This window comes from Isoptericola sp. NPDC019571 (assembly GCF_044389385.1).
In the GTDB taxonomy this organism is placed as follows: domain Bacteria; phylum Actinomycetota; class Actinomycetes; order Actinomycetales; family Cellulomonadaceae; genus Isoptericola; species Isoptericola nanjingensis.
The window spans coordinates 226,511-241,170 of the sequence record NZ_JBIRXZ010000004.1 but is presented as its reverse complement, the minus strand read 5'-3'; the positions used below and the strand labels follow the sequence as shown (position 1 = coordinate 241,170).

12 protein-coding genes and 1 riboswitch are annotated in these 14,660 nt (G+C 74.3%); of the genes, 3 read left to right on the top strand and 9 right to left on the bottom strand.

Going from position 1 to position 14,660, the window contains the following annotated elements; translation table 11 throughout:
* Positions 1-71 precede the first annotated feature (71 nt).
* Positions 72-1,931, top strand: coding sequence for a gamma-glutamyltransferase (ggt, locus tag ACH443_RS09265; protein WP_430590123.1), 1,860 nt, complete (start codon positions 72-74; stop codon positions 1,929-1,931).
* 129 nt (positions 1,932-2,060) lie between these two features.
* Here the strand turns inward: ggt and ACH443_RS09260 are convergent, their stop codons facing one another.
* Positions 2,061-2,546: a MarR family winged helix-turn-helix transcriptional regulator gene (locus tag ACH443_RS09260; RefSeq protein ID WP_430590122.1), complete on the bottom strand. Its 486-nt coding sequence runs from the start codon at positions 2,544-2,546 to the stop codon at positions 2,061-2,063.
* Positions 2,547-2,585: 39 nt separating this feature from the next.
* Here ACH443_RS09260 and ACH443_RS09255 point away from each other — a divergent pair, with 39 nt between their 5' ends.
* A complete protein-coding gene (locus tag ACH443_RS09255) occupies positions 2,586-3,542 on the top strand; it encodes a DMT family transporter (protein WP_430555648.1) in 957 nt (318 codons plus the stop codon).
* Here ACH443_RS09255 and ACH443_RS09250 read toward each other — a convergent pair.
* The gene (locus tag ACH443_RS09250; RefSeq protein ID WP_430590121.1) at positions 3,470-6,388 is read right to left on the bottom strand and encodes an FAD-binding and (Fe-S)-binding domain-containing protein; all 2,919 of its coding nucleotides are present in this window, start codon (positions 6,386-6,388) and stop codon (positions 3,470-3,472) included. The two genes, ACH443_RS09255 and ACH443_RS09250, sit on opposite strands and share 73 nt — an antisense overlap.
* 82 nt (positions 6,389-6,470) lie before the next feature.
* On the opposite strand from ACH443_RS09250, the gene ACH443_RS09245 reads away from it, so the two are divergent.
* On the top strand, positions 6,471-7,100 hold the full coding sequence (locus ACH443_RS09245; RefSeq protein WP_430590120.1) for an AAA family ATPase: 630 nt from the start codon (positions 6,471-6,473) through the stop codon (positions 7,098-7,100).
* Here ACH443_RS09245 and ACH443_RS09240 read toward each other — a convergent pair.
* The 7 genes from ACH443_RS09240 to ACH443_RS09210 form a co-directional block, all read right to left on the bottom strand.
* Entirely contained in the window at positions 7,087-7,758 is a 672-nt protein-coding gene (locus ACH443_RS09240; protein WP_430555645.1) for a GAP family protein, read from the bottom strand. The two genes, ACH443_RS09245 and ACH443_RS09240, sit on opposite strands and share 14 nt — an antisense overlap.
* A 78-nt stretch (positions 7,759-7,836) precedes the next feature.
* Entirely contained in the window at positions 7,837-8,274 is a 438-nt protein-coding gene (locus ACH443_RS09235; RefSeq protein WP_429762759.1) for a (deoxy)nucleoside triphosphate pyrophosphohydrolase, read from the bottom strand.
* 118 nt (positions 8,275-8,392) lie between these two features.
* Positions 8,393-8,623: a helix-turn-helix domain-containing protein gene (locus ACH443_RS09230; protein WP_429731230.1), complete on the bottom strand. Its 231-nt coding sequence runs from the start codon at positions 8,621-8,623 to the stop codon at positions 8,393-8,395.
* Positions 8,624-8,873: 250 nt separating this feature from the next.
* Positions 8,874-9,242, bottom strand: a complete 369-nt coding sequence (gene gcvH / locus ACH443_RS09225; RefSeq protein ID WP_429762760.1) for a glycine cleavage system protein GcvH — start codon at positions 9,240-9,242, stop codon at positions 8,874-8,876.
* Positions 9,243-9,311: 69 nt separating this feature from the next.
* Entirely contained in the window at positions 9,312-10,475 is a 1,164-nt protein-coding gene (gcvT, locus tag ACH443_RS09220) for a glycine cleavage system aminomethyltransferase GcvT (RefSeq protein ID WP_430590119.1), read from the bottom strand.
* 46 nt (positions 10,476-10,521) lie between these two features.
* Entirely contained in the window at positions 10,522-13,608 is a 3,087-nt protein-coding gene (gene gcvP, locus ACH443_RS09215; RefSeq protein ID WP_430590118.1) for an aminomethyl-transferring glycine dehydrogenase, read from the bottom strand.
* Positions 13,609-13,757: 149 nt separating this feature from the next.
* Positions 13,758-13,865: riboswitch (glycine riboswitch) on the bottom strand.
* 77 nt (positions 13,866-13,942) lie between these two features.
* Positions 13,943-14,596, bottom strand: a complete 654-nt coding sequence (locus ACH443_RS09210; protein WP_430590117.1) for an HdeD family acid-resistance protein — start codon at positions 14,594-14,596, stop codon at positions 13,943-13,945.
* Between the last annotated feature and the right edge of the window lie 64 nt (positions 14,597-14,660).

Sequence of the window (14,660 nt, the reverse complement as noted above, 5' to 3'; positions counted from 1 at the left end):
GCCGTCGAGCGGGCGCCGAAACGCCGCCGCACGGCGCGCGACCGACGTCCGGATCCGCCATGGTGGAACGCATGGACCGCCGACGCTCCTCCTCCCGCCCCGCCCGTCGCACCCGCGCGCTCGCCGCGCTGGGCGCGGCGGCGCTGACCGCGACGACCGCCGTCGTGGGCACCACCGCCGCGTCCACGGCGAGCGCCGCCCCGCGCGACGACGTCAAGGTGCCGACCGCCGTCGGGTACGGCGGCGCGATCAGCACGGTGGACCCGGAGGCGAGCCGCGTCGGCCTGGAGGTGCTGCGCAAGGGCGGCAACGCGGTCGACGCGGCGGTGGCGGCGGCCGCGGCGCTGGGGGTGACCGAGCCGTACAGCGCCGGCGTCGGGGGCGGCGGGTACTTCGTGTACTACGACGCCGACAGCGGCGAGGTGCAGACGATCGACGGTCGGGAGACGGCGCCGGCGGAGATGCCGAACGACGCGTTCGTCGACCCGGCGACCGGCAAGCCGTACCCGTTCACCCCGGACCTGGTGACCAGCGGCGTCTCGGTCGGCACGCCGGGCACGCCCGCGACCTGGCAGACGGCGCTCGACGAGTGGGGCACCTACTCCCTCAAGAAGGCGCTGAAGCCGGCGACGCAGCTGGCGCGGCGCGGGTTCGTCGTCGACCAGACGTTCCACGACCAGACGGCGAGCAACGCCGAGCGGTTCGCCGCGTTCCCCGCCACGGCGGAGCTGTACCTGCCGGGCGGTGAGCCGCCCGCCGTCGGCAGCGTGTTCCGCAACCGCGACCTGGCGGACACGTACGACCTGCTGGCGAAGCGTGGCACCGACGCGTTCTACGGCGGCGAGCTCGCGGCCGAGATGGTGGACGTCGTGCAGCACCCGCAGACCTCGCCGGACACCGACCTGCCCGTGCCGCCCGGCTTCCTCGACCTCGACGACCTGGCCGGGTACGAGGCGCTGCTGCAGGACCCGACCGTCTCCGACTACCGCGACTACGACGTCTACGGTATGGCGCCGTCCTCCAGCGGCGGGTCCACGGTGGGCGAGGCTCTGAACATCCTCGAGACGTTCGACCTGGCCGGCATGGACGACGCCGCCTACCTGCACCACTACCTCGAGGCGAGCGCCCTGGCCTTCGCCGACCGCGGCGCCTACGTGGGCGACTCGGCGTTCGTCGACGTCCCGCTCGACACCCTGCTGTCGGACGACTTCGCCGCCGAGCGCGCGTGCCTGCTCGACCCGGAGGCCGCGGCGACCAAGCCCGTCGCGCCCGGCGACGTGGACGCCGACGACGCGGCGTGCGGGGAGACGATCGCGCCCGCGGACTCCGACACGGAGAACGTCTCGACGACCAACCTCACCGTGGTCGACGGGGACGGCAACGTCGTCGAGTACACCCTGACGATCGAGCAGACCGGCGGCTCCGGGATGCTCGTCCCGGGCCGCGGCTTCCTGCTGAACAACGAGCTCACCGACTTCTCCACCGTGTGGGCGGCGGACGACCCGAACCGCATCGAGCCCGGCAAGCGCCCGCGGTCGTCGATGGCGCCGACGATCGTGCTGCGCGACGGCGAGCCGGTCCTCGCCCTCGGCTCGCCCGGCGGCTCCACGATCATCACGACCGTGCTGCAGACGCTCACCAACCACCTCGACCGCGGCATGCCGATCGGCGAGGCGCTCGCCGCGCCGCGCGCGGCGCAGCGCAACACGGCGTCCGTCACCGCCGAGCCGGAGTTCATCGAGGCCTACGGCCCGGCGCTCGAGGAGTACGGGCACACGCTCGTGCCGTCGGGCGACGCGTTCACCTCCGCCGCCGAGATCGGGGCCGCCACCGCCGTGCAGCTCGGCGACGACGGCCTGCTCACGGCCGTCTCCGAGCCGCGACGGCGCGGCGGCGGCGCGGCGATGGTGGTGCACCCGGCGGACCGGTGAGGCGTCGGCGCTGCAGCCGCGGCGGTTGCTCGTGCTGCTCCAGGAGGGCGGCGACGAGCACGGCGAGCCCGACGCCGGCCAGCACCCCGGGCCGGGTCCTCATGCCCGCGGGCGCAGCGACCTCCGGCGTCAGCCGACGACGAGCTTGCGCAGCAGCGCCTCCAGCTGCTCGCGCTCCCCACGCGAGAGGGGACCCAGCAGGCCCTCCTCGAGCTCGAGGTGCGCGGGGTACGCCTCGTCGATGAGCCGGCGCCCCTCGGGCGTCAGCGTGACCACCCGCCCGCGCCCGTCGCCGGCCCGCGCCTGCCGGGCCACGAGCCCGGCGGCCTCCAGCCGGTCGACCCGCTTGGACGTCGCGCCGGCCGTCACCATGGTGTGCTCCGCGAGCTCCCCCGGGTTGAGCGCGAACGGGTCGCCCGCGCGCCGCAGCGCGCACAGGACGTCGAACTCGCCCTCCCCGATCCCGAACCGCCGGTAGTTCGCGACGAGCGCGGCGGTGAAGTCGTCGGAGATCCGACGCATCCGCCCGATCACCGCCATCGGGCTCGGGTCGAGGTCGGGGCGTTCTCTGCGCCACTGCTCGACGAACGTCGCGACGCGATCGACCTCAGCCATGGGGCCATCCTACTTTCCACGGAAAGTAAGATGCTTTCCATGGAAACTTCTTCCGGGCCGCGCCGGGCCTGGCTGCGCGTCCGCTGGCCCCTGGTCGCGGCCGTCGGGCCGGTCGCGTTCGGGTCCACCTACGTCGTGACCCACCACCTCCTCCCCGGGGGCTCCCCCCTGTGGGGGTCGGCGATCCGCGCGCTGCCGGCAGGCGTCGTCCTGCTGCTGGTCGCGCGCCGGCTGCCCCGCGGGTCGTGGTGGTGGCGCTCGGTCGTGCTCGGCACCCTGAACATGGGGATCTTCTTCTGCCTCGTGTACGTCGCGGCCCAGCTGCTGCCGTCCAGCGTCGCCGCCTCGCTCATGTCGCTCAGCCCGATCGCGATCGCCGGCGCGGCGTGGCTCCTGCTCCGTGAACGGCCCACGCCGCGCGTCGTCGTCGCGGCCGCCGTGGGCGGCGCCGGCGTCCTGCTGATCGTCGGCACCGCGACCGGCGCGCTCGACGGCTGGGGCATCGCGGCGTCCGTCGCCTCGATGGTGCTCTCGTCCGTCGGCGCCGTCCTCACCAAGCGCTGGCAGGACGGGACGCCCGTGCTCACGGTCACCGCGTGGCAGCTCGTCGTCGGCGGCCTCGAGCTGCTCGTCGCCGCGGCGCTCGTCGAGGGCGCGCCGCCCGCGCTCTCGGTCACCGAGTCCCTCGCGTTCGCGTACGTGAGCCTCGTCGCGACGGCGCTCGGGTTCGTCTGCTGGTTCAGCGGGTTCCGCCACCTCCCGGCCGGGGCCGTCGGCGTGATCGGCCTGCTGAACCCTGTCACCGGCGTCACGCTCGGGGTCCTCGCCGGGGGCGAGGTGCTCACCGGGTCCCAGACGCTCGGGATCGGTCTCGTGCTGGCGAGCGTCGCGCTCGTCAACGCGGGAGGGAGGACCAGGCCCCGTCAGGGCGCGCCGGGGACCCCGGGCCCCGAGCCGCGCGTGGCCGCCTCCAGCAGCTCCAGCACGTGCACGTAGTCGCGGCCGGTGGCGCGCGACATCCCCATCTCGCAGGTGCGGTTGGTCGAGACGTAGGCGTCGTACCGGCCGCCGGGCAGTGCCCGCTCCCCCGCCGCGACGTCGGTCGCCTCGGCGTGCGTGGCGGCGGCGGTGAGCTCGGGGTGCAGCATCCCGCGGTCCCCGGCGAAGCCGCAGCAGCCCCACGCGGCGGGCACCACGGCGTCGTCGGCGACGGCGGCCGCGACGGCGCGCAGGTCGTCCACCGCGCCCAGGTGCACCGTCGCACAGGTGGGGTGCACGACGACGCTGCCCTGCTTCTCGATCGCGACGCCCTGCGCGGCGAGGGCGGGCAGCACGTCGGTGCGCACGAACGTCACGGCGTCGACGATGCGCAGCCGGGCGAACCGCTCGGCGTCCTCGCCGGAGAGGTGGTGCGGCGTCTCGACCAGGCCGTGCGTGCAGCTCGACGCGTCGCACACGACCGGCAGCGCCCCGCCGCGCGTCGCCGCCCACAGGGCGTCGAGCACCTGTCGCGCCATCCGCGCCGCGCCGCCCGGCAGGCCCTTGCTCGCCCACGGGGTGCCGCAGCACAGGCCGCCGATCCCCTCCGGCACGGCCAGGCCGATCCCGGCGCGCTCGCACAGCACGCGGAGGGCGTGCTCGGCACCCACCGCGCTCCCGTCGACGTCCGGCAGGCCCCGGGGGGCGGGGGCGAACAGCTCGCCCATGCACGACGAGAACAGGACGGCCCGGGGTGCGCCGCCGGTGGCGGCACGGAGGTCGTCGGCCTCGCGCCGGAGGCCTGGGCCGGGCAGGTCGTCGTCCACGCGCGGCACGACGTCGGTCCCGACGACGCCGCGCGCGATCTCCGAGGCCACGCGCACCACGGGCGTCGGCAGCTTCTCCACCACGCCCAGCGCGCCGCGCAGCACGTCGACGACCGGGCCCCACGACCCCGCGAGGGCCTCGCCGCCCTTCTGCACGACGGCGGGGTTCGACCGCGCCCGGTGCCCCTTCATCACGACGCCGGTGTCGATGCCGACGGGGCACGCCTCGACGCACATCGAGTCCGCGGCGCAGGTCTGCACGCCCCGGTACCGGTACGCCTTCTGCAGCTCCTCGCGCTCGCCCTCGGGCGCGACGGCGAGCTCCTTGAGCAGCGCGATCCGCTGGCGCGGCGTCGTCGTGACGGTCCGCGAGGGGCAGCCCGGCTCGCAGTACCCGCACTCCACGCAGCGGTCGACGAGCGGGGCGTCCTCGCCGCCGGCGGAGGCCTCGACCTTGAGGTCGCGCAGGTGCTCGTGCGGGTCGTCCGTGATGATGACGCCCGGGTTGAGCAGCCCCCGCGGGTCGAACAGGCTCTTGATCTCGCGCATGACGGCGTACAGGTCGTCGCCGTACTGGCGCCGTACGAACGGCGCCATGATGCGGCCCGTGCCGTGCTCGGCCTTGAGCGAGCCGCCGCGGCCGAGCACCAGGTCCACGAGGTCGTCGCTGAACGCCGCGTACCGGTCGAGCTCCGCCGTGTCGCCGAGCCGAGGCGTGATCATGAAGTGCAGGTTGCCGTCCTTCGCGTGCCCGAAGGTCACGGCCTCGTCGTTGAGGCTCCCGTCGTAGCCGTGCCGCGCGAACAGCCCGCCCAGGTCGCGCACCGTGGCGGTGAGGTCGGCCACGGGCACGACGACGTCCTCCAGCAGCGCCGTCGCGCCGGCCGGGCGGGCTCCCGCGACCGCCGTGTACAGGCCCTTGCGCACGCGCCACAGCCGCTCGCGCGTGGCGGGGTCGGTCGTGAGCGTGGCGGGCAGCTCCAGCGCGAGACCGTCGACGACGGCGCGCGCGGCGTCCTGCAGCGGGGCGAGCGCCTCGTCGGTCGCGGCGCGGTACTCCACCAGCAGCGCCGTCTGGCCCGTGATGCCGGCGACCGCGGCCAGCGACCGCATCGAGGGGTCCGCCTTCGGGTCCGCCGCCGCGACCCGCAGGGAGGCGGGGTCCATGAGCTCGATCGCCTCGGGGCCGGAGGCGCCCAGCGGCACGAGCGCGTCCGTGGCGCGCTCGAGGGAGTCGAAGACGAGCAGCGTCGTCGCGACCTGTGTCAGCAGCGGCACCGTGCGGAACGTGACGTCCGCGACCCACCCCAGCGTGCCCTCCGAACCGATCATCAGGTGCTCGAGGATCTTCACCGGGCTGTCGTGGTCCAGCAGCGCGTTCACGGAGTAGCCCATGGTGTTCTTCATCGCGAACTGCCGCTCCACCTCGGCGCGCATCGTCGCGCTGCCGCGCACCCGGTCGCGCAGCTCCGCGAGGCCGCGGTGCAGGTCCGGCTCCAGGGCGGCCAGGCGCGCGTCGGCGTCGGGCGCGCCCGTGTCGACCACGGTGCCGCCGGGCAGCACCACCGTCATCGCCTCGACGGTGCGGTACGCGGTGCGCGTGGTGCCCGACGACATCCCCGAGGAGTTGTTGGCCACCGCTCCCCCGACGGTGCACGCGATCTCGCTCGCCGGGTCCGGCCCCAGCCGCCGCCCGCGCCGCGCCAGGTGCCCGTTGACCAGCCGCAGCGTGGCGCCGGGCTGGCAGCGCACCCGCTCCCCGCCGTCGAGCACCTCCACCCGCGTGAACCGCGTGCGCGTGTCGACCAGCATCCCCGCACCCGACGCCTGCCCCGACAGGCTCGTGCCCCCCGAGCGGAACGTCACCGGCAGGCCGCGGCGGCTCGCCTCCCGCATCGCGGCCACCACCCCGTCCACGTCGTGCGCCCGCACCACCACCTCCGGGCGCAGCAGGTAGTGCGACGCGTCGTGCGCGTGCGCCACCCGCGTCAGCAGGTCCGTCCGCAGCTCGAAGCCGGCGGGTTCGTCGTGCGGCACGGGTGCTCCGTCCTCCGGGTCGACGTCGACCGCGGGCGTGGCTGAGGGCTGTGAGGCGCTGGCGCCACCGTACTCTCGGCGGGTGCCGCACGACGCCCCTCCCTCACCCGTGACCGCCCGCCGGATCCTCGTGGCGGGCACGTCCGGGGCGGGCAAGTCGACGCTCGCCGGGCGCGTGGCGGCCGCCCTCGACCTGCCGTTCACCGAGCTGGACAGCCTGTTCCACGGCCCCGGCTGGACGCCCCGTGCGGAGTTCGAGGACGACGTCCGCGCCGTCGTCGCGCAGGACGCCTGGGTCAGCGAGTGGCAGTACACGCCCGTGCGGCCGCTGCTGCTGGAGCGCGCCGAGCTGCTGGTGTGGCTCGACCTGCCGGTGCCGGTCGTGCTGTGGCAGGTCGGACGGCGCACCGTGCGGCGCAGGCTGCGGCGGACGGAGCTGTGGAACGGGAACGTCGAGCCGCCCCTGCGGACCGTCCTCTCCGACCGCGACCACATCCTCCGGTGGGCGTGGCGCACCCGACACAAGCTCCGCGGGCTCGACCGGCGGCTGGCGCGCGAGGCGCCGCACGTGCAGGTCGTGCGGCTGCGCCGCCGCCGCGACGTCGAGCGCTGGGTGCGCGCCCTGGGTCCCCGGCCTGAGGAGCCGGAGGTCTCCAGCAGCGCGGCGGAGCACCGTCACCGTCTGGTCGGCCGCGGCCTCACAGCGCGCTGATGCCGTCGCCGAGCACCTTGGCGCCGATGACGAGCAGCAGGACGGCCATGATCACGCCGTTGTTCTGGACCATCCACGTCTTCAGCCCGTCGAGCACGTGGGCGGCGCGCTCCCCCATCGCGAGGTAGATGACCAGCGGGGTCACGACGCCGGCGCTGGCGATGAGCGCGAAGACGACGGCGGCCACGACCTGCGCGTTCGTGTCGCCCGGTGCGGCCGAGGCGATGGCGGCACCGCCGGACACGACGAGCAGCAGGTTCTTCGGGTTGACCGCGGACAGGAGGACGGCGAGGCCGAGCGCCTTGCCGGGCGTGAACTGGTCGATGGCCGCCATCCACTTCGGCGTCTCCGGCTCGACGCCCTCGCGCGGCCGGCCGCGCCACTGCTTCACCGCGAGCAGCAGGAGCAGCACGCCGAGCACGATCTTGACGATCGCCGACCACAGGGGCGTGCCCTCCTCGTCGGGGGCGGCCGAACCGGCGAGCACGGCGACGAGCGCGACCACGACCAGGACGGCGACGAACCAGCCGATCAGGAAGGCGGCGGCGTTGGCCTTGGCACGCCGGCTGACCAGCATCAGCACCACGGCGACGATCGGCAGCGGGCTGATGAGGACGCCCACCGCCACCGGGAGGGACTGTCCGATCGCTGCGCCCACCTGTGCTCCTTCGTCCGGGTCTGGTGCGAACGTAGGCGGGGCGGAACGAGACCGCCCGTCGAGTCGCCTGTCGAGGTGTCAGCGCGCGGTGTCGACCCGGTCGTGCAGGACGGCGTCGAGCGCCTCGACGATCCGGACGTCGCCGTCCAGCCAGTCGACGTCGAGCAGCGTGGAACGGTCCAGCCAGCGCAGGTCGTCGTGCTCGACGAGGGGCCGCGGGTCACCGTCGGTGACGACCGCCAGCCAGAGGCGCAGCACGTGCCGGTCGGTGATGATCCAGCCGCCGTCGTCGGGGCCGGGCAGCTCGTGGCCGAGATCGACCCGCACCCCGAGCTCCTCCATGAGCTCGCGGTGCAGCGCCTCGGCCGGCGTCTCCCCCGGGTCCACCTTGCCGCCCGGGAACTCCCACCGGCCCACGAGGTGCTCGGGCCGGCTCCGCCGGGCGGCGAGCAGGCGCGCCGGGTGGTCGAGGTCGTCGACGATCGCGGCGGCGACCACGAGGCGGCGGGCTGTCATGACGGAAAGTCTGCCATCCGTGTCCCGGCGCACCGTGTCGTGGCCGGTCCCCGGACGTGCGAGAGCCCCGCGCCGACGACCTCCCCTGTCGTCGGGCGGGGCTCGCACCTACCCGCTGTCAGCCGACTCCCAGGCCGGCCTGTCGCGCCCATGCGACGGCCTCCGCCCGGTTGGAGACACCGATCTTGCGATACACGCTGCGCACCTGCGACTTCACCGTGTTCCGGGTGACGAACAGCTTGGTCGCGATCTGCTCGAGGGTGACGTCCTCGGACAGGTTGGACAGGACCACGCGCTCGCGGCGCGTCAGCAGACGGTTCGTCACCGGGGCCATTTCGATCGTGCTCATCGTTCTTCCTCCGTCGACGGCCGCCGACCGAAGGTCGACCAGGGGAAGCCGTCATGGATGAAGATGCGGACGGGCCGCTCTCATGACGCGAAATCCTGCGGATTGCTGTCGCCCGAGGACGACGACGGCCGGCCGCGCCCCCTCGAAGGGCGCGACCGGCCATGTCGTCGCAGGTCAGCGCGGTTATCCCAGGCAATCAACGCAATTCGGGCCCGATGGTCACGATTCGGTCACGAGATTCGGGAAAGCGTCAGCCGGCCTGGGCGGCGTACTCCTCGGCCGTCAGCAAGGCCCCGCGGGAGGTCACGTCGACCTTGAAGAGCCACCCCGCACCGAAGGGGTCGGAGTTCACGACGGCCGGGTCGTCCACGGCCGACTGGTTGACCTCCACCACGGTGCCGCTCACCGGCGAGTACAGCTCCGAGACGGACTTGGTGGACTCGATCTCGCCGACGACGGCGCCCGCCTCGATCGTCACGCCCACCTCGGGCAGCTCGAGGTAGACGACGTCGCCCAGCGCGTCGGCGGCGACGGACGTGACGCCGATCGTGGCGGGCGACGCGTCGTCCACCCACTCGTGCTCGGCGGAGTAGCGGAGGTTCTCGGGGAAGTCGGCCATGGGGACTGCTCCTTCGGGTTCTGCGTGCTTGACGACGGTCGGGCTCAGGACGAGGTCAGGACGATCGTCCTACGACCGCTGGTAAAAGGGCAGCGGGACGACGACGAACGGCTCGGCGCGGCCGCGCACGTCGACGGCGAGGGCGGTGCCCTCGGCCGACACCTCGGGCGTCACGTACGCCATCGCCACCGGGTAGCCGAGCGTCGGCGACGGCGCGCCGGACGTCACGTGGCCGACGACGGCTCCCACCGCGCCGTCGAGGCCGCGCTGCACGACGTCGTACCCCGCGCGGGCGGGACGGCGACCCTCCCCGCGCAGGCCGACGAGGACGCGTGCCGGCGCGCTCCGGGCGCGCGCCGCGAGGGCGTCGCGGCCCACGAACGGCAGGGGCTCGCCGTCGGCACCGGTCTTGTCGAGCTTCACGACGCGGCCGAGGCCCGCCTCGTACGGCGTCGTGGTCTCGTCGAGCTCGTGCCCGTAGAGCGGCATGCCCGCCTCGAGCCGGAGGGAGTCCCGCGCGGACAGCCCGGCCGGGACGAGGCCGCGCCCCTCCCCCGCCGCCAGCAGCGCCCGCCAGAGCTCCACCGCCCGGTCGGCGGGCACGAACAGCTCGAAGCCGTCCTCGCCCGTGTACCCGGTGCGGGCCAGCAGCACGCCGATCCCGGCGACCGTGACCTCCGCCGACGCGTAGTACTTCATGCCGCGGACCGTGTCGACGTCGTCGTCGGACGTGAGCGAGGCGACGATCTCCTCGGCCTGCGGGCCCTGCACCGCGACCAGCGCGGTCTCGGCGGACCGGTCGGTGACGAGCGCGTCGAAGCCGGCCGATCGCGCGACAAGCTCGGCCGCGACGCGCGGCGCGTTGCCCGCGTTGGCGACGACGAGGAAGTGCTCGTCGGCCAGGCGGTAGACGATGAGGTCGTCGAGCACCGAGCCGTCCTCGGCGCAGATCATCGAGTACCGCGCCCGGCCGACGCCGATCGCGCTCGCGTTGCCCACGAGCGCCCGGTCCAGCGCCGCGCCGGACTCCGCGCCCTCGAGGTGGATCTCCCCCATGTGCGACAGGTCGAACAGCCCCGCGGCCTCGCGCACCGCGCGGTGCTCCGCCAGGTCGGAGGTGTACCGCAGCGGCATCAGCCAGCCGCCGAAGCCGGTGAGGCTGGCGCCCAGCGCGACGTGCTCGTCGTGCAGCGGCGTGGTCTTGTCCTGCGTCTCCTGCTGGTCCTCGGCCATCGAGGCTCCCTTCGGTGTGTCCCGGGTCGCGTGTGGTGGGCAGCGATCAGTGCGTGGGGGCGGGCTCCGTGTAGGACTCCAGGGGCGGGCACGCGCACACGAGGTTGCGGTCGCCCTTGGCCCCGTCGATGCGGCGCACGGGCGACCAGTACTTCGCGCCCCGCAGGCTGGGCAGCGGGAAGGCGGCCCGCTCGCGGGAGTACGGGTGCTCCCACTCGTCGGCGACGACGCTCGCCGCGGTGTGCGGGGCGTGCCGCAGCGGGTTGTCGTCCACGGTCCACTCCCCCGCCGCGACGCGGTCGATCTCACCGCGGATGGCGATCATCGCGTCGACGAAGCGGTCCAGCTCGGCGAGGTCCTCGCTCTCGGTGGGCTCCACCATCAGCGTGCCCGCCACCGGGAACGACATCGTCGGGGCGTGGAAGCCGTAGTCGATGAGGCGCTTCGCCACGTCCTCCGCGGTCACGCCCGTCTCGGCGGTCATCGGCCGCAGGTCGAGGATGCACTCGTGCGCCACCAGGCCGTTCTCGCCGGTGTAGAGCACCGGGAAGTACGGGTCCAGGCGCTTCGCCACGTAGTTCGCGGTGAGGACGGCGGCCTTCGACGCCTCGGTCAGCCCGTCCGGCCCCATCAGGGCGAGGTACGCGTACGAGATCGGCAGGATCCCCGCCGACCCGTGCGGCGCCGCGCTCACGGGCGCGATGCCGTCGTGGCCGTCGATCCCCGGCGTCGGGTCCGCCGGCAGGAACGGCACCAGGTGCGCGGCCACCGCGACCGGGCCCACGCCCGGACCACCGCCGCCGTGCGGGATGCAGAACGTCTTGTGCAGGTTGAGGTGCGAGACGTCGCCGCCGAACTCCCCCGGTCGCGCCAGCCCGACCAGCGCGTTGAGGTTCGCGCCGTCGATGTACACCTGACCACCTGAGTGATGTACAAGGTCGCAGACCTCGCGGACGTGCTCCTCGTAGACGCCGTGCGTCGACGGGTACGTGATCATGATCCCGGCCACCTGCGGGCCGTGCTGCTCGAGCTTCGCCCGCAGGTCGTCCAGCTGGATCTCGCCGTCGTCCGCCGTCGCCACGACCACCACGCGCAGGCCCGCCAGCGCCGCCGAGGCCGCGTTCGTGCCGTGCGCCGACGCCGGGATCAGCACGATGTCGCGGTGCTCCTCGCCCCGCGACCGGTGGTACCCCTTGATCGCCAGCAGCCCCGCGAACTCGCCCTGCGAGCCCGCGTTGGGCTGCACGGAGACGCCCGCGTACCCCGTGATCTCCGCGAGCTGCGACTCCAGCGTCGACACCAGCTCCGCGTAGCCCAGCGCCTGGTCAGCCGGCACGTACGGGTGGATGTCCGCGAAGCCCGGCCAGCTGATGGCCTCCATCTCCGCCGTCGCGTTGAGCTTCATCGTGCACGAGCCCAGCGGGATCATCGTGCGGTCCAGCGCCAGGTCCTTGTCGCTCAGCGACCGCAGGTACCGGAGCATCGAGGTCTCGCTGCGGTGCAGGTGGAAGATGGGGTGCTGGAGGTACTGCGTCTGTCGGGTCACTTCCGCGGGGAGGTCGACAACCTCTCGCGCGGACGCGTTCACGGGCGCCAGGGCGCCCTCCACTTCGGGAAGGTCTACGTCCGCGCGAGAGGTTGCCGACCTCCCCGCTCCCTGGTGCGTTCCGCCGTCCTGGGGGGTGGCGGCGGCGAAGGTCGCGAGAACGGCGTCCACGTCCGCCGAGGTGGTGGTCTCGTCGCAGGCGATCTGTACATGGTCGGCGTCGGCCTTGTACAGGTTGTAGCCGGCGTCCGCGGCTGCTGCCACGACGCGCCCTGCCTGGCCGGGGACCACCGCGCGGACGGTGTCGAAGAAGACGTCGTGCTCGACCGCGATGCCCTCCGCGCGGAGGCCCGACGCGACGGCCGCGGCGCGGGCGTGGGTGCGCTCGGCGATCGCGCGGAGGCCGTCGGGGCCGTGGTACACGGCGTACATCGAGGCCACGATGGCGAGCAGCGCCTGCGCGGTGCAGATGTTGCTCGTCGCCTTCTCGCGGCGGATGTGCTGCTCGCGGGTGGCGAGGGCGAGGCGCAGGCCCGTGGCGCCGTCGGCGTCGGTCGAGACGCCGACGAGGCGGCCGGGAAGCTGGCGCTCCAGGCCCTTGCGGACCGCCATGAACGCGGCGTGCGGGCCGCCGTAGAAGAGCGGGACGCCGAAGCGCTGGGCCGAACCGACCGAGACGTCGGCGCCGAGCTCGCCCGGGGAGGTCAGCAGGGTGAGCGCCAGGAGGTCCGCGGCCACCGTGACCAGCGCGCCGCGCTCCTTGGCCTCCGCGACCACGCCGCGTGCGTCCAGCACGCGGCCCGACGCGCCCGCCTGCTGCACCACGACGCCCACCAGGTCGCCGGCAGGGAGCGTGCCGCCCGCCGCGACGAACGCGTCGAGGCCCGCCGCCAGGCCGCCGTCGAGCCCGACCACGACCACCGGCAGGCCGATCGCCTCGGCGCGGCCGCGCGTGACCGACAGGCTCTGCGGGAACAGGTCGGCGTCGAGCACGACGTACCCGCTCTTCGCGCGCGAGGCGCGCCACATCAGCGCGACGGCCTCGGCGACGGCCGTGGCCTCGTCCAGCAGGGACGCGCCCGCGATGCCCAGGCCGGTGAGGTCCTCCACGGCCTGCTGGAAGTTCAGCAGCGCCTCGAGGCGGCCCTGGGAGATCTCCGGCTGGTACGGCGTGTACGCCGTGTACCAGGCGGGGGACTCGAGCACGTTGCGGCGGATGACCGGGGGAGTGGCGGTGCCGTAGTAGCCGAGGCCGATCATCTGGCGCTTGACCTGGTTCCTCCCCGCGAGGTCGCGCAGGTGGGCGAGCACCTCGGCCTCCGAGCGGGCGGCCGGCAGGTCCAGCGGGCGGTCGGTGCGGATCGACGCGGGGACGGCAGCGTCCACCAGCGCGTCGAGGCTCGCGTGGCCGAGGGTGTCGAGCATCGCGGCGACCTCGCGGCCGCGCGGGCCCACGTGCCGGTCCGCGAAGACGTCGGGGTCGACGCCGGTGAGGATGTGCGAGTCGTCCGGGAGGGTGGTCACGTCGGAGCTCCGTGGGTCGGGCCGGGCAGGCGGGGGACTGGCAGGTCCTCCCCGCTCTGTCATCGGACGCGCGCGCGTCGACCTGAGAGTTTTGCCGGTCCGCCATGGCGTCGTCGCAGACGTGACCTACGACGTCGACGGGGCGCGCCGACTTGCACCGTCGGTGGGCCCGCCCGTCGCGAGGACGGGGCAGGGCCGCTTTCCAGAGTTGCCTCGCCACGACGGTACGGATGCCTGAGAGATTCCCGGGGAGGGTTGCTCCTTCGGCGCCGGCCGGCCACCTTGCGGGGGCGCGGCGCGAGCTCTCCCGTCGCGGTTCGAGCGGCTATGCGGCAACCGCACCCGGAGGTGCGGCCGCGTTGTGGGCAGCCGGGGCTGCGGTGTGACGCGCCCGATCCTACCCGGCCGCGGCGCCGTCCCGGGCCTTGCGGGCGTCCCGGTCCCGGGTGCCCGTGGCGAACGCGCCCACGACCAGCACCGCGCCGGCGAGCACCAGGTAGAGCGCGAGCAGCTGCGCGCCCGTGGCGACGTCCGAGCTGGGCCGCAGCAGCATCACCAGCCCGAGCACGATCCACAGCACCGCGTTGACGAGCTGCCAGTCCCACGACGTCGTGCGGAGCGCGCGACCCCGCAGCGCGCCGATGACGCCGACCACGCCGGCCGCGCACGCCCAGACCGCCACGACCAGGTACATCACCGGGCCGGTCATGGACGGCCAGACGATGATGACGACGCCGGCGACGAGGCTGACGACGCCCGCGATCAGCCGCCAGCTGATCTCGTCGCCCGTACCCTGCGGACGGCCCGACCGCTTGGTGGGGGCGCCCTCCAGCGTGAGCAGCACGCCCTGGACGACGATCACCAGGCCGACGAGCCACCGCACCCACACGAGCCCGCGGTCGGGGTTCGCGAACAGCACGACCCCCGCGGCCAGGTACATCAGCGCGCGCAGGTACACCAGACCCCAGAGGCGGCGCGCGGCGCCGAACGTGCGGTCGGACAGGGGCGCGGCCCCCGACGACCCGGCGGGCCCCGACGTCGTGTCGCTCATGCTCGCGATGCTAGGAGCGGTCCCGCCAGGTCGCGCGGCGGAGACCTGCGGCGTCGCGAGCGGG

What these genes read in the sequence shown, in the direction of transcription:
- ACH443_RS09260 (WP_430590122.1), bottom strand. Translation starts at nt 2,546, where the DNA reads ATGGCTGAGGTCGATCGCGTCGCGACGTTCGTCGAGCAGTGGCGCAGA.
- ACH443_RS09230 (WP_429731230.1), bottom strand. Translation starts at nt 8,623, where the DNA reads ATGAGCACGATCGAAATGGCCCCGGTGACGAACCGTCTGCTGACGCGC.
- gcvT (WP_430590119.1), bottom strand. Translation starts at nt 10,475, where the DNA reads ATGGCCGAGGACCAGCAGGAGACGCAGGACAAGACCACGCCGCTGCAC.
- gcvP (WP_430590118.1), bottom strand. Translation starts at nt 13,608, where the DNA reads ATGACAGAGCGGGGAGGACCTGCCAGTCCCCCGCCTGCCCGGCCCGAC.
- ACH443_RS09255 (WP_430555648.1), top strand. Translation starts at nt 2,586, where the DNA reads ATGGAAACTTCTTCCGGGCCGCGCCGGGCCTGGCTGCGCGTCCGCTGG.
- ggt (WP_430590123.1), top strand. Translation starts at nt 72, where the DNA reads ATGGACCGCCGACGCTCCTCCTCCCGCCCCGCCCGTCGCACCCGCGCG.
- ACH443_RS09210 (WP_430590117.1), bottom strand. Translation starts at nt 14,596, where the DNA reads ATGAGCGACACGACGTCGGGGCCCGCCGGGTCGTCGGGGGCCGCGCCC.
- ACH443_RS09235 (WP_429762759.1), bottom strand. Translation starts at nt 8,274, where the DNA reads ATGACAGCCCGCCGCCTCGTGGTCGCCGCCGCGATCGTCGACGACCTC.
- gcvH (WP_429762760.1), bottom strand. Translation starts at nt 9,242, where the DNA reads ATGGCCGACTTCCCCGAGAACCTCCGCTACTCCGCCGAGCACGAGTGG.